Here is a 14,418-nt window from a genome sequence, read left to right as displayed (position 1 = left end):
ACCGCCGCATACCATCGACCCGAGACCCCTCCGCCCGGCTGGCGCGGAGGACGCTTCGAACGAGGGGACACCGTGGACGAGAGCGGCGGGAGCGGGCAGCCGCGGTCCGGCACCAACGAGCCGACTGAGCACGCCACGGGTGCCACCACCCCGGCCCCCGACCCCGGCACCCACGAATCCCAACCGGAAGACACCGCGGCCGGGACGACACCGCAGAACCACGAGGACACCCGGCCCGAGGCCCACGACGACGCGAGCGCGTCACCGGAGCCCGCCGCGGAGGACCGTACGGGGGAGGACCGTACGGAAGGGGAGCGTGCGCAACCGGAATCCGCGCCCCGCCCGCCGACCACGGACGAAACCACGCCGCCCGCAGCCCCCGGCACCCGGGACCACACGGACCCCACCCCCACCCCCGCGCCTGACGCCTCGCCCGCCCCGACGCGCGTCCTGAACGGTGAGCCGAAGCCCGACCGCACCCCAACTGGCCCCACCGGCCCCACCGAACCCACAGGCCACGAGCGCACCCACGACCACGACCTCGCCCCCCACCACACCTACGCCCACACGGAACACACCGGACAGGACACCCCGAGCCCCGACGCCCGCATCGCCAAGGGACGGCCCCCGCAGCGTCCCAAGGAGCCCGGCGGTGGCCTGCTCATGGGACGGCCCTTTGGCGTGCCCGTCTACGTCGCGCCCAGCTGGTTCCTCGTCGCCGCACTCATCACCTGGGTGTTCGGCGGCCAGCTCGACCGCGTCCTGCCCGAACTCGGCGCCGCCCGCTACCTCGTGGCCCTCTTCTTCGCGGTCGCCTTCTACGGCTCGGTCCTGGTCCACGAACTCGCCCACACCGTCGCCGCGCTCCGCTTCAAACTCCCGGTCCGGCGCATCCAGCTGCAGTTCTTCGGCGGTGTCTCCGAGATCGAGAAGGAGGCCGAGACCCCCGGCCGGGAGTTCGTGCTGGCCTTCGTCGGCCCGCTGCTCTCGCTGGTCCTCGCGGGCGTCTTCTACCTGGCCATGCTGCCCGTGGAACCCGGCACCGTCCCCGGCGTCCTGCTGGCCGGCCTGATGGTCTCCAACCTCATCGTGGCCGCCTTCAACCTCCTGCCCGGCCTGCCCCTCGACGGCGGCCGCATGCTCCGCGCGGTGGTCTGGAAGATCACCGGCAGGCCCATGAGCGGCACCATCGCCGCCGCCTGGGTCGGCCGGGCCCTCGCCGTCTCCGTCCTCATCGGCCTCCCGCTGCTCACCCAGACCGGCGTCCTCGGCACCAACACCGAGGACATCAACGGCATGGACACGGTCACGGACGCGCTGCTCGCCGCGATCCTCGCCGCGATCATCTGGACCGGCGCAGGCAACAGCCTCCGCATGGCCCGCCTCCGCGAACACCTCCCGGAACTCCGCGCCCGCAACCTCACCCGCCGCGCGGTCCCCGTCGAGACCGACACCCCGCTCTCCGAGGCCCTGCGCCGCGCCAACGCCGCCGGCGCCCGCGCCCTTGTCGTCGTGGACGCCGACGGCGAGCCTCTCTCCCTCGTCCGCGAGGCCGCCATCGTCGGTGTCCCCGAACACCGCCGCCCCTGGGTCTCGGTCAGCGGCCTCGCCCAGGACCTCACCGACGGCATGCGCGTCTCCGCCGAACTCGCCGGAGAGGACCTCCTCGACGTCCTGCGCGCCACCCCCGCCACCGAGTACCTCGTCATCGAGGAGACCGGCGAGATCTACGGCGTCCTGTCCGCCGCCGACGTCGAGCGCGCCTTCGTGAAGGCCATGGCCCGCCCCAGCTGACGCACGCGCGCGTGGTCGGCGGCCCCCGCAAACGCCGGTAGGCTGGTCACATGTCCGAACCGACCGGTGCCGCCCGCAGGCGCGGGCCCTTCAAGGTCGGGGACCAGGTTCAGCTGACCGACCCCAAGGGCCGCCACTACACGTTCACGCTCGAAGCCGGGAAGAATTTCCACACCCACAAGGGTTCCTTCCCGCACGACGAACTGATCGGCGCACCCGAGGGCAGCGTTGTCCGCACCACCGGAAACGTCGCCTACCTCGCGCTGCGCCCCCTGCTCCCCGACTACGTCCTGTCCATGCCCCGCGGCGCCGCCGTGGTCTACCCCAAGGACGCGGGGCAGATCCTGGCCTTCGCCGACATCTTCCCCGGCGCCCGCGTCGTGGAGGCGGGCGTCGGCTCCGGCTCGCTCAGCAGCTTCCTGCTGCGCGCCATCGGCGACCAGGGCATGCTGCACTCCTACGAGCGCCGCGAGGACTTCGCCGAGATCGCCCAGCAGAACGTGGAGCGCTACTTCGGCGGCCCGCACCCCGCCTGGCAGCTCACCGTCGGCGACCTCCAGGACAACCTGTCCGACACGGACGTCGACCGCGTCATCCTCGACATGCTCGCGCCCTGGGAGTGCCTGGAGGCCGTCTCCAAGGCCCTCGTGCCGGGCGGCATCCTCTGCTGCTACGTCGCGACCACCACCCAGCTCGCGCGGACCGTCGAGTCCATCCGCGAGATCGGCTCCTTCAACGAGCCGACCGCCTGGGAGACGATGCTCCGCAACTGGCACGTCGAGGGCCTCGCCGTCCGCCCCGACCACCGGATGATCGGCCACACCGGCTTCCTCCTCACCGCCCGCCGCCTCGCGGACGGAGTCGAGCCCCCCATGCGCCGCCGCCGCCCCGCCAAGGGCGCCTACGGCGAGGACTACGACGGCCCCAACGCCGCCGGTGGCGCAGCCGGCCGCTGAGCCCCACCCCAGCGGCCCTGTGCCGCACTCAACGCGCGAACGCCGTGGCCGGGTTCCCGGAAGACCTCCGGAACCCGGCCACGGCGTCTCTCTTCTGACGCACCGCCACCAGCGACCCGCCCGTGCGACGGTGCGAACGAACTGTCGACCCCGCCGTTCCCCCGCACTGTGACGTGTGGCACCATGCAGGCCACCCCCACCGGCACAGCCTTCGCAGGAGACACTCCTAGTGCAGCACTCCGCCGTCCCGGAACTGGAACTGGCACACACCACCACCCGGCCCATCCACTGGGTCGCCACCGCCACGGCACTCGCCGGCGTCGTGGCGCTCTCCTCCGGCCTGCAACCGGACTCCGCGCACGCCGCCCAGGCCTCGGGCCCGCAGAACAAGTCCGCGCGCAGCACAGTCTCCGCGCCCTCGACCGCGGGCGTCGCCTTCCCGATCGACTGCGGCCCCGTGAAGGCCGTCGTACAGAAGAAAGCCTCCGGGGACCTCGACGGCGACGGCAGGCCGGAAACGGTCGCCGTGGTCCACTGCGACGCCGGCATGGGCACCCCGCCCGACGGCGTCTACGTCCTCACCCAGGCCGCGGGCGCCGCCAAGCCGCGCGTGGTCGCCACCCTCGTCGCCCCGAAGGCCCGCGAGACCGTCACCGACCTCGCCGTGCGCGACGGCGCGGTGCTCACCACACTGCTCGGCTACTCGACGGCCGACGTGCCCAGTTGCTGCCCCGACGTGAAAGAGACCGCCAAGTGGCAGTGGCAGAACGGCACGTTCGTCCGCTCCACCCCGGGCAACGCCCAGAACGTCTGACCCCCGCGGCCCCTCAGGCCGCGTCGGGCCCGTACACCTCGACCCGGTCCGCGACCCGGCGCACATGGATGCAGTCACCCGGACACTCCTTGGCGGAGTCCACGACATCGACCAGCAACGGCAGCGGCACGCGCGTGGTGGCGCCCTTGTCCTGCAGCAGCTCGTCGTCCGCGCTCTTCACATACGCCAGGCCGTCGATGTCCAGTTCGAAGACCTCGGGGGCGTACTGGACGCAGATCCCGTCGCCGGTACAGAGGTCCTGGTCGATCCAGACCTCCAACGCCTCTCCGTCGGCCGCGGCCTCGTCCTGCACGGTGATGTCTCCTGTTTCCGCCGGGTGTTGAACTCCGTTCGACCCTACCTCCGCCCACCCGGAGGACCTTTCTCCGCGATCCCAGGTTTCACGCCACCGCATGGCGGACACTGTCCGCATGCGCACTCTCCGTCAGATACCCGTCGGCCGGATTCCACCGGGAGCGGAACCCGCCCGTACGGCAACTCACGTCCACCGTGAAGGTTTTTGACCGACCCGGCCTTGGAACAGTCGGCTTCTGAATCACGTTGAGTGGGTATCCACACGGCGTGAGGGAGAGCGCAGGGTGACCGACGACACACCTTGACAGTCTTTGTGATCTAGGGGTTTCAATCGACACCCACCCAGGTAGGGTCTGGAAGCGTCCAGCTCCCCTTGGAGGAGGTGAGGACCGTGGCAGCCCACGACGACGACATGAACCGCGGCATCCGCCCGGGACGAGGGTCCGACGACCCGTCCGGGCAGATTGCCTACCTTGAGCAGGAGATCGCCGTCCTGCGACGTAAGCTCGCCGACTCTCCGCGACACACGAGGATTCTCGAAGAGCGGATCGTCGAGCTGCAGACCAATCTGGCCGGAGTGTCCGCCCAGAACGAGCGACTCGCCAACACGCTCCGTGAGGCCCGCGACCAGATCGTGGCCCTCAAGGAAGAAGTCGACCGGCTCGCACAGCCGCCGGCCGGCTTCGGTGTCTTCCTCGTGGCCAACGAGGACGGCACCGCGGACATCTTCACCGGCGGCCGCAAACTCCGGGTGAACGTCAGCCCAAGCGTGGATCTCGAAGAGCTCCGCCGCGGCCAGGAAGTAATGCTCAACGAAGCGCTCAACGTGGTCGAGGCCATGGAGTACGAGCGCGTCGGCGACATCGTCACCCTCAAGGAGATCCTCGAGGACGGCGAACGCGCCCTCGTGGTGGGGCACACCGACGAGGAGCGGGTGGTACGGCTCGCCGAGCCACTGCTGGACATCACCATCCGCCCCGGCGACGCCCTGCTGCTGGAACCCCGTTCCGGCTACGTCTACGAGATCGTCCCGAAGAGCGAGGTCGAGGAACTCGTCCTCGAAGAGGTCCCCGACATCGGCTACGAGCAGATCGGCGGTCTGGGCGGCCAGATCGAGATGATCCGCGACGCGGTCGAACTGCCGTACCTCTACCCCGACCTCTTCAAGGAGCACGAACTGCGGCCGCCCAAGGGCGTCCTGCTCTACGGGCCCCCCGGATGCGGCAAGACGCTCATCGCCAAGGCCGTCGCCAACTCGCTGGCCAAAAAGGTCGCCGAGGTCACCGGACAGGCCACCGGCAAGAGCTTCTTCCTCAACATCAAGGGCCCCGAACTCCTCAACAAGTACGTCGGAGAGACCGAGCGGCAGATCCGCCTCGTCTTCCAGCGCGCTCGTGAGAAGGCCAGCGAGGGCACCCCCGTCATCGTCTTCTTCGACGAGATGGAGTCCCTCTTCCGCACCCGTGGTTCCGGTGTCAGCTCGGACGTGGAGAACACCATCGTCCCCCAGCTGCTCGCCGAGATCGACGGCGTGGAAGGCCTCCAGAACGTGGTCGTGATCGGCGCCTCGAACCGCGAGGACATGATCGACCCCGCCATCCTGCGCCCCGGCCGTCTCGACGTGAAGATCAAGATCGAGCGTCCCGACGCCGAGGCCGCCAAGGACATCTTCGCCAAGTACCTCACCGAACGACTCCCGCTCCACCCGGACGACGTCGGCGAGCACAGCAACGACAAGACCACCACCGTCCAGAGCATGATCCAGACGGCCGTGGAACACATGTACACGGAGTCCGAGGAGAACCGCTTCCTGGAGGTCACCTACGCCAACGGTGACAAGGAAGTCCTCTACTTCAAGGACTTCAACTCCGGCGCCATGATCGAGAACATCGTCGGCCGCGCCAAGAAGATGGCCATCAAGGACTTCCTCGACCACAAGCAGAAGGGCATCCGCGTCTCCCACCTCCTCCAGGCCTGCGTGGACGAGTTCAAGGAGAACGAGGACCTCCCCAACACCACCAACCCGGACGACTGGGCCCGGATCTCCGGAAAGAAGGGTGAACGGATCGTCTACATCCGTACGCTCATCACCGGAAAGCAGGGCGCCGACACCGGACGCTCCATCGACACGGTGGCGAACACCGGTCAGTACCTGTAAAGAACAGGGCGGCTGCGGGTGCCCTGAGCGGGTACCCGCAGCCGACTGTTTTTCAGGCCATGACCGAACAAGGGGCGCGCGAGGCAATGACGCAAATGATCTCCCCACCAGCGCAAAGCCGTTCTAGGCTCTTCGGTACCGCCGAGTCGCGCAGTGCGGGGACGGGCACCGCACACGCACCGGAGCGCCAGCGGTACTTGAGCGGTGCCCCCGACCGAGGGCGCCGCCGGGCAAGGAGGGCCGCATGACCGTACGGCGAGTAATGGGCATCGAGACGGAGTACGGGATCTCCGTCCCCGGCCACCCCAACGCCAATGCCATGCTCACCTCGTCCCAGATCGTCAACGCCTACGCGGCGGCGATGCACCGGGCCCGGCGGGCCCGCTGGGACTTCGAGGAGGAGAACCCGCTGCGGGACGCGCGAGGCTTCGACCTCGCCCGGGAGGTCGCCGACTCCAGCCAGCTCACCGACGAGGACATCGGCCTGGCCAATGTCATCCTCACCAACGGCGCACGGCTCTACGTCGACCACGCACACCCGGAGTACAGCTCCCCCGAAGTCACCAACCCCATGGACGCCGTCCTGTGGGACAAGGCCGGCGAGCGCATCATGGCGGAGGCCGCCGAGCGCGCGGCCCAACTCCCCGGCGCGCAGCCGATCCACCTCTACAAGAACAACACCGACAACAAGGGCGCCTCCTACGGCACGCACGAGAACTACCTGATGAAGCGGGAGACCCCCTTCTCGGACATCGTGCGCCATCTGACGCCCTTCTTCGTCTCCCGGCAGGTCGTCACCGGAGCGGGCCGCGTCGGCATCGGCCAGGACGGGCACGAGCACGGCTTCCAGATCAGCCAGCGCGCCGACTACTTCGAGGTCGAGGTCGGCCTGGAGACCACCCTCAAGCGCCCGATCATCAACACCCGGGACGAGCCGCACGCGGACGCAGAGAAGTACCGCCGCCTGCACGTGATCATCGGCGATGCGAACCTCTCCGAGATCTCGACGTACCTCAAGCTCGGCACGACCGCCCTCGTCCTCTCCATGATCGAGGACGGCTTCATCGCCGTCGACCTGGCCGTGGACCAGCCCGTCCGCACCCTCCACCAGGTCTCCCACGACCCGACCCTCAAGCGCCTGGTCACCCTCCGCAGCGGCCGGACCCTCACCGCGGTCCAGCTCCAGATGGAGTACTTCGAGCTGGCCCGCAAATACGTCGAGGAGCGCTACGGCTCCGACGCGGACGACCAGACCAAGGACGTCCTGGTCCGCTGGGAGGACACGCTCAACCGCCTGGAGAACGACCCGATGAGCCTCGCCGGCGAGCTGGACTGGGTCGCCAAGCGCGAGCTCATGGAGGGCTACCGGCGCCGCGACAACCTCGACTGGGACGCGGCCCGGCTGCAGCTCGTCGACCTCCAGTACGCCGACGTGCGGGCCGAGAAGGGCCTCTACAACCGTCTGGTGGCCCGCGGCCGCATCAAGCGCCTGCTGGACGAGGACACGGTCGAGCGGGCCCGTACGACGCCTCCGGAGGACACGCGCGCGTACTTCCGCGGCCGCTGCCTGGAGCAGTACGCCGACGACGTCGCCGCCGCCTCCTGGGACTCGGTGATCTTCGACCTCCCGGGCCGGGACTCGCTCCAGCGCGTCCCAACCCTCGAACCGCTTCGCGGAACGCGTAATCACGTCAAGGAGCTCCTCGACCGCTGTCGTACGGCGGAAGACCTGGTCAGGGTCCTGTCGGGCGGCTGACGGGGCCCTCGGATCCGGGCTGCCGGACAGGGTGGAATGTCCGGTGGCCGGGAATCATCGAGGTGGCCGCCGTACGTTGTAGGAACTGCGGGGCCGATGTCAGTCCCTGCAAGTAGGGTCTGATCAAGAACGTCGAACCGAGCGGGGTGAGGGTTATGGCGACCAAGGACACCGGCGGCGGACAGCAGAAGGCGACGCGCTCCACGGAGGAGGTCGAGCAGCAGGCGGAGGAAGCGCAGGCGACGGACGACCTCAAGGAGCGCCACGAGAAGCTGAGCGACGACGTCGACTCGGTTCTGGACGAGATTGACGACGTCCTGGAGGAGAACGCAGAGGACTTCGTTCGAAGTTTCGTTCAGAAGGGTGGCGAGTAGCCTTCGAATCGAAGGTAACGGGGGCTCTGGGTTGGTGAGCGAAGAGGGCGTAAGGCGTTGCTCGCGGTGTAAGCAGCACAAGCCGCGGGCGGCCTTCGCCCGAAACGTGGCGATGCGTGATGGTCTGCAGGCCTACTGTCGTGAGTGCGCAGCGACGTACCACCAGGAGCGGCAGGTGGCCAAAGGACGCAACGTTCGACCGAGAGTGGATGTGCCCGAGGGGCACAAGCACTGTCGTACGTGTGGCGAGATCAAACCGCATAGTGAGTGGGGCCGGAACCGTAGTGCTTCGGACGGACTCGCGACGCTCTGCAAGTCATGCAAGGCCGTGAAGGGTCGCGCGGGTCACTTGAAGCGCAACTACGGCCTCACCGAAGCCGAGCGTGACGCGATGGTCGCCTCTCAAATGGGGCTCTGCGTGATCTGTTTGAAAGCTCCTGCGGTTCATGTGGATCACTGCCACGAGACGGGTAGGGTCCGTGGCGTACTGTGCTTCAACTGCAATTCGGCCATCGGCAAGTTGGGAGATCATCCCGACGCTGTTCGTCGGGCTGCCGCCTACTTGGAAGGATCCTCGTGGAAGCCAACACTCGTAGCACCGGGCGTCTACCAGCTGCCTTCCTGACGCCTGGGTCGTCGTCCTTCATGGACTTCCTCTCCGACCACCAGCCGGAGATGCTTCCGGGCAACCGGCAACTGCCGCCCACCCAGGGCGTCATCGAGGCCCCGCACGGCACGACGATCGTCGCTGTCACGTTCCCCGGCGGTGTCGTCCTCGCCGGTGACCGGCGGGCCACCATGGGCAATGTCATCGCGCAGCGGGACATCGAGAAGGTGTTCCCCGCGGACGAGTACTCGGCCGTCGGCATCGCCGGCACCGCGGGACTCGCCGTGGAGATGGTCAAGCTCTTCCAGTTGGAGCTGGAGCACTTCGAGAAGGTCGAAGGCGCCCAACTCTCCCTGGAGGGCAAGGCGAACCGACTGTCCACGATGATCCGTTCCAACCTCGGCATGGCCATGCAGGGCCTCGCCGTGGTCCCCCTCTTCGCCGGTTTCGACGTGGACCGCGGCGTCGGCCGCATCTTCTCCTACGACGTCACGGGCGGCCGTTCCCAGGAGCACGGCTACGCGGCCACCGGCTCCGGCTCGGTGTTCGCGCGCAGTGCCATGAAGAAGCTCTTCCACGACGACCTGACGGAGTCCGAGGCCACCACCCTGGTGGTCCAGGCCCTCTACGACGCCGCCGACGACGACTCGGCGACCGGTGGTCCCGATGTCGCCCGCCGGATCTACCCCATCGTCACCGTGATCACCGAGGACGGCTTCCGCCGGCTCGCCGACGACGAGTCCTCCGAGATCGCCCGCTCGATCCTGGAGCGGCGACTGCAGCAGCCCGACGGCCCGCGCGCAGCGCTGCTCTGACCGAGGGCCCGTTCTCATCAAGGTGATCCACTGATTTCGACGGAACTTTAAAGAGAGGGGACGGATACCGGTGTCGACGCCGTTCTATGTCTCACCCCAGCAGGCCATGGCCGACCGGGCGGAGTACGCCCGCAAGGGCATCGCCCGCGGCCGCAGCCTGGTCGTGCTGCAGTTCGCCGACGGCATTGTCTTCGTCGGTGAGAACCCGTCCCGCGCGCTGCACAAGTTCAGCGAGATCTACGACCGGATCGGGTTCGCGGCCGCCGGAAAGTACAACGAGTACGAGAACCTGCGGATCGGCGGTGTGCGCTACGCCGACATGCGCGGCTACACCTACGACCGCGCGGATGTGACCGCCCGGGGTCTCGCGAACGTCTACGCCCAGACGCTCGGCACGATCTTCTCCAGCGCGGCCGAGAAGCCGTACGAGGTGGAGTTGGTCGTCGCCGAGGTCGGGGACACGCCGGACGGCGACCAGATCTACCGGTTGCCGCACGACGGTTCGATCGTGGACGAGCACGGCTCGGTCGCGGTCGGTGGCAACGCGGAGACGATCAGCAGCTATCTGGACCAGCGGCACCGTGACGGCATGACGCTCGCGGAGGCGCTGAAGCTGGCCGTGCAGGCCCTGTCGCGCGACACGAACGGCAGTGAGCGGGAGATTCCCGCGGAGCGCCTGGAGGTCGCGGTCCTGGACCGTACGCGTCCGCAGGCCCGTAAGTTCAAGCGGATCGTGGGCCGTCAGCTGTCGCGTCTGCTGGAGGGCGAGAACGCGGACACGTCCTCGGAGGAGACCGACGGCGACGACGAGGAGTAGGCGGCCTCGTTCAGCCTCGTTCAGCTTTCATCTTTTTAGTGCGCCCCGGCCGGTCATCGGCCGGGGCGCACTGCGTTGGCGGGGTCCTACAGGGGCGCGGGGTCGCAGGGGCCGCGAGGGCGTCAGGAAGCGCCTGGTGCCGCTGTGGAGCCCCGGACGACCAGTTCCACCGGGATGTCCCCCTCGTGCGGTGTGCGGCCGTCCAGGACCGCGAGGAGGGCGCGCATGCCGTGTTCGCCGAAGAGTTCGGCGTCGAGGCGGACGGTGGTGAGTTCGGGGTCGAGGGCGGTGGCCAGGGCGAGGTCGTCGAGGCCGGTGACGGAGAGGTCGTCGGGGACGCGCAGGCCGAGGCGGCGGGCGGCCTTGTAGGCGCCGGCGGCGAGTTTGTCGTCGTCGCAGACGAGGGCCGTCGCGCGGGACCCCGGGTCCGCGAGCGCGGCCTCGGCCGCCTTCAGGGCGCCGTCGATCGAGATGGGGGCGCGGGTCGTCCGTACCGAAGTGCCCGTCACGGCGCCGACCCGTGCGGCGAGTTCACGCGCGCGTACCTCGAAGGTCCAGGACGGGATGTCCGCGGCGAGGTGCAGGAAGTGGCGGTGGCCCAGGGCCAGCAGGTGGTCGGCGACTTGGCGGACGCCGTCGGCGATGTCGAGGTTGACGGTGGCGGCGCCGAGGCTGCCCCGGGGGTCGCTGTCGAGCATGACCAGGGGGAGCTGGTCGCCGCGGATCGCGGTGAGGGCGTCGGCGGCCATGGAGGAGGCGATGACGCCGTCGAGGGCGGCGGAGGCGGAGGCGAAGGGGTCGCGGGCGGGGCCGATGCCTTCGGGGGACGGGTAGAGGACGACGCCGAAGCCGTGTTCGGCGGCGACGCGGGCGGCCCCGGTGTAGACGCCGGCGAAGAACTCCGTGGTCAGGGCGGGGACGACGAGGAGGACCGTGCGGGTGCGGCCGAGGCGGAGGTTGCGGGCGGCGAGGTTGGGACGGTAGCCGAGCTCGCGGGCGGCCTCGCGGACGCGTTCGGCGGTGGTGGCGGAGACCCGGCCGCGCCATTTGTCGCCGAGGACGAGGGAGACGGCGGCCTGGGAGACGCCGGCGGCCTGTGCCACGTCGCGGCTCGTGGGGCGGGTGCTGCCTGCTGCCACCGTCGCCTGCTCCTTCGTAAGGGACTCCGTATGGACGTGCGAACAGCGCACATGGTACGTATGACGGCGGACGTTATACGTAAAACCTCATGCGTGACGGTGAGGGGGAGGGCGGTTCGAGGCCGTGGGATATCTGGAGATCCTCAGGGCGAGGCACGCCACCCGACTGCTGGTGGGCACCCTGGTGGGCCGGTTGCCGAACGCGACCGCCGCCATCGCGATCGTGCTGTTCATCCGCGCGGAGGGCGGCACCTACAGCCTCGCCGGGGCGCTGGCCGCCGTGTACGGCGTCGCCAACGCCGTCGGGCAGCCCCTTTTGGGGCGGCTGGTCGACGTCCACGGGCAGCCGCGCGTGCAGCTGCCGGCCGCCGTCCTGTCGGCGCTCGCGATGGCCGTCTTCGCCTTCCTGGGCACCGATCCGCTGCCCCTGGCCTACGTCGCCGTAGCGGTCGCCGGGCTTTTCGCGCCGCCTCTGGAGGGCGGTCTGCGGGCGCTGTGGCCGGCCGTGCTGGGCCGGGAGGAGCAGGTGCACACGGCGTACGCGATGGACGCGGTCGCCCAGGAGGTCATGTTCACCGTGGGGCCGTTGCTCGTGACGGTGTTCGTGTCCCTGTGGTCGGCCCCCGTGGCGCTGCTCGTGCTGAACGTCATCGGGGTGCTGGGCGCCCTCTCCGTGGTCGTGTCGCCGCCCTCGCGCGCGTGGCGCTCGGCCCCGCGCGAGGCGCACTGGCTGGGCGCGCTGCGCTCGCCGGGGCTGCTGGCGCTGCTGGGCGCGTTCCTGTTCGTGGGAATGGCGCTCGGGTCGATCACGGTCGCCTCGGTGTCGTACGCGGACGCGCACGGCGGTGACGTGGTCTACGGGTGGCTCATGGCCGCGATCGGTCTGGGGGCGCTGCTCGGGGGCACCGTCTACGGGGCGCGGCAGTGGAGCGGGGTGCCGGAGCGGCGACTGCGGGTCCTGGTGGGGCTGCTGGCGGTGTGTTACCTGCCGCTGATGCTGATGCCGGGGGCGGTCGCCATGGTGCTGCTGGCGGTGCTCGCCGGGGTGTTCCTGGCGCCGGCGCTCGCCTGTGCGTTCATCATGGTCGACCGGCATGCTCCGAAGGGCACGGTCACCGAGGCTTTCTCGTGGCTTGTGACGACGTTCACCGTGGGCGCGTCGGTCGGAACGGGCGTCGCGGGGCCGGTCGTCGAGGCGGGCGGGGCGCTGTGGGGGTTCGCCGTGCCGGGGGTCTCGGGGGCGGTCTCGTTGCTGGTCCTGCTGGCGACCGGACGGGTCCTCGCAGCTCCCGCCGGGGGTGGGGTGGTTGCGGCTTCATCGGAAAATGATCCAAACCGTGCCGTCGAACCCCGTTTCAGCACAGGGGATCGGGCGTAATGTTCAGTCATGGACCGCCGCATTTTCGGGCTGGAGAACGAGTACGGCGTCACGTGTACGTTCAGGGGACAGCGGCGTCTGTCTCCCGACGAAGTGGCTCGGTACCTCTTCCGCCGTGTCGTGTCATGGGGCCGCAGCAGCAATGTCTTTCTGCGAAACGGCGCCCGGCTCTATCTCGACGTGGGCTCACATCCGGAATACGCGACCCCCGAATGTGACAACGTGACCGAACTGGTCACCCACGACAAAGCCGGCGAGCGCATTCTCGAAGGACTCCTGGTGGACGCCGAACGACGCCTGCACGAGGAGGGAATCGCGGGCGACGTCTACCTCTTCAAGAACAACACCGACTCGGCGGGCAACTCGTACGGCTGCCACGAGAACTACCTGGTGGCACGGCACGGCGAGTTCTCCCGGCTCGCGGACATCCTCATCCCGTTCCTGGTCACGCGTCAGCTGCTGTGCGGCGCGGGCAAGGTGCTGCAGACTCCGCGCGGTGCCGTGTACTGCGTCAGTCAGCGCGCGGAGCACATCTGGGAGGGCGTCTCCTCGGCGACGACGCGTTCCCGGCCCATCATCAACACCCGCGACGAACCGCACGCGGACGCCGAGCGCTACCGCCGTCTCCACGTCATCGTGGGCGACTCGAACATGTCCGAGACGACCATGCTGCTCAAGGTCGGTGCCACCGACCTGGTGCTGCGCATGATCGAGGCGGGCACGGTGATGCGCGACCTGACCCTGGAGAACCCGATCCGGGCGATCCGCGAGGTCAGTCACGACATCACGGGCCGGCGCAAGGTGCGTCTGGCCAGCGGCCGTGAGGCCTCCGCGCTGGAGGTGCAGCGCGAGTACTACGAGAAGGCCGTGGACTTCGTCGAGCGCCGCGGCATCCGTACCGGCACCGTCGAGCAGGTCCTCGAACTGTGGGGCCGGGTGCTGGATTCGATCGAGGCCGAGGACCTCGACCGGATCGGCACCGAGATCGACTGGGTGATGAAGTACCAGCTGATCGAGCGGTACCGGGCGAAGCACAACATGACCATGTCCCACCCGCGGGTCGCGCAGATCGACCTCGCCTACCACGACATCCACCGTCGCCGAGGGCTCTACTACCTCCTGGAGAGGAAGGGCCAAGCCGCCCGGATCTGCAACGACTTGAAGATCTTCGAGGGCAAGTCCGTTCCGCCGCAGACCACTCGGGCCAGGCTCCGCGGCGACTTCATCCGCAGGGCTCAGGAGCAGCGGCGGGACTTCACCGTCGACTGGGTCCATCTCAAGCTCAACGACCAGGCGCAGCGCACGGTGTTGTGCAAGGACCCGTTCCGGTCGGTGGACGACCGGGTGGAGAAGCTGATCGCCGGAATGTAGGCACAAACATCCGGATACCGACGTCCGGATACATATTCGGTACGCCACACGGGCCCCGTACGTTTCACGTACGGGGCCCGTCGCGCACCGTAGAGTTGCGCGCACGCCATCAACAAGATCGACC

Annotated in this window: 13 protein-coding genes; 11 read left to right on the top strand and 2 right to left on the bottom strand. The window is 69.0% G+C overall.

From position 1 onward, the window contains the following. Positions 1-72 precede the first annotated feature (72 nt). From ACIPTO_RS27640 to ACIPTO_RS27630, 3 genes are all read left to right on the top strand, one after another. Entirely contained in the window at positions 73-1,794 is a 1,722-nt protein-coding gene (locus ACIPTO_RS27640; RefSeq protein ID WP_401196481.1) for a site-2 protease family protein, read from the top strand. A gap of 50 nt (positions 1,795-1,844) precedes the next feature. Next, the gene (locus ACIPTO_RS27635; protein WP_366321325.1) at positions 1,845-2,750 is read left to right on the top strand and encodes a tRNA (adenine-N1)-methyltransferase; all 906 of its coding nucleotides are present in this window, start codon (positions 1,845-1,847) and stop codon (positions 2,748-2,750) included. Between the two features lie 229 nt (positions 2,751-2,979). Beyond that, positions 2,980-3,564 (top strand): hypothetical protein, encoded by a 585-nt coding sequence (locus ACIPTO_RS27630; RefSeq protein WP_401196479.1) that lies wholly within the window; start codon positions 2,980-2,982, stop codon positions 3,562-3,564. 13 nt (positions 3,565-3,577) lie between these two features. Here the strand turns inward: ACIPTO_RS27630 and ACIPTO_RS27625 are convergent, their stop codons facing one another. Then, entirely contained in the window at positions 3,578-3,883 is a 306-nt protein-coding gene (locus tag ACIPTO_RS27625) for a ferredoxin (RefSeq protein WP_366321658.1), read from the bottom strand. A gap of 387 nt (positions 3,884-4,270) precedes the next feature. Here ACIPTO_RS27625 and arc point away from each other — a divergent pair, with 387 nt between their 5' ends. The 6 genes from arc to prcA all read left to right on the top strand — a co-directional run bounded on the left by arc (position 4,271) and on the right by prcA (position 10,406). Then, a complete protein-coding gene (gene arc / locus ACIPTO_RS27620; RefSeq protein WP_366321321.1) occupies positions 4,271-6,037 on the top strand; it encodes a proteasome ATPase in 1,767 nt (588 codons plus the stop codon). A gap of 244 nt (positions 6,038-6,281) precedes the next feature. Then, positions 6,282-7,793 (top strand): depupylase/deamidase Dop, encoded by a 1,512-nt coding sequence (gene dop / locus ACIPTO_RS27615; RefSeq protein ID WP_401196477.1) that lies wholly within the window; start codon positions 6,282-6,284, stop codon positions 7,791-7,793. 155 nt (positions 7,794-7,948) lie between these two features. Next, positions 7,949-8,167, top strand: a complete 219-nt coding sequence (locus ACIPTO_RS27610; protein WP_401196475.1) for a ubiquitin-like protein Pup — start codon at positions 7,949-7,951, stop codon at positions 8,165-8,167. A gap of 31 nt (positions 8,168-8,198) precedes the next feature. After that, positions 8,199-8,792, top strand: coding sequence for an endonuclease VII domain-containing protein (locus ACIPTO_RS27605; protein WP_401196472.1), 594 nt, complete (start codon positions 8,199-8,201; stop codon positions 8,790-8,792). After that, positions 8,744-9,589, top strand: coding sequence for a proteasome subunit beta (gene prcB, locus ACIPTO_RS27600; protein WP_366321315.1), 846 nt, complete (start codon positions 8,744-8,746; stop codon positions 9,587-9,589). Before ACIPTO_RS27605 ends, prcB begins: the two co-directional genes overlap by 49 nt. A gap of 70 nt (positions 9,590-9,659) precedes the next feature. After that, the gene (gene prcA / locus ACIPTO_RS27595; protein WP_266767097.1) at positions 9,660-10,406 is read left to right on the top strand and encodes a proteasome subunit alpha; all 747 of its coding nucleotides are present in this window, start codon (positions 9,660-9,662) and stop codon (positions 10,404-10,406) included. A gap of 122 nt (positions 10,407-10,528) precedes the next feature. Here prcA and ACIPTO_RS27590 read toward each other — a convergent pair whose 3' ends face one another. Then, positions 10,529-11,545 (bottom strand): LacI family DNA-binding transcriptional regulator, encoded by a 1,017-nt coding sequence (locus ACIPTO_RS27590; RefSeq protein ID WP_366321312.1) that lies wholly within the window; start codon positions 11,543-11,545, stop codon positions 10,529-10,531. Between the two features lie 124 nt (positions 11,546-11,669). On the opposite strand from ACIPTO_RS27590, the gene ACIPTO_RS27585 reads away from it, so the two are divergent. Both ACIPTO_RS27585 and pafA read left to right on the top strand, forming a co-directional pair. Beyond that, entirely contained in the window at positions 11,670-12,923 is a 1,254-nt protein-coding gene (locus tag ACIPTO_RS27585; RefSeq protein WP_401196469.1) for an MFS transporter, read from the top strand. Positions 12,924-12,932: 9 nt separating this feature from the next. Beyond that, positions 12,933-14,294, top strand: coding sequence for a Pup--protein ligase (gene pafA, locus ACIPTO_RS27580; protein ID WP_171143128.1), 1,362 nt, complete (start codon positions 12,933-12,935; stop codon positions 14,292-14,294). Positions 14,295-14,418 lie beyond the last annotated feature (124 nt).

It is taken from the genome of Streptomyces sp. NPDC090083 (assembly GCF_044747445.1).
Lineage (GTDB): Bacteria > Actinomycetota > Actinomycetes > Streptomycetales > Streptomycetaceae > Streptomyces.
Note: the sequence above shows the minus strand (reverse complement) of the source record. Positions and strands in the feature narration are given on the sequence as shown.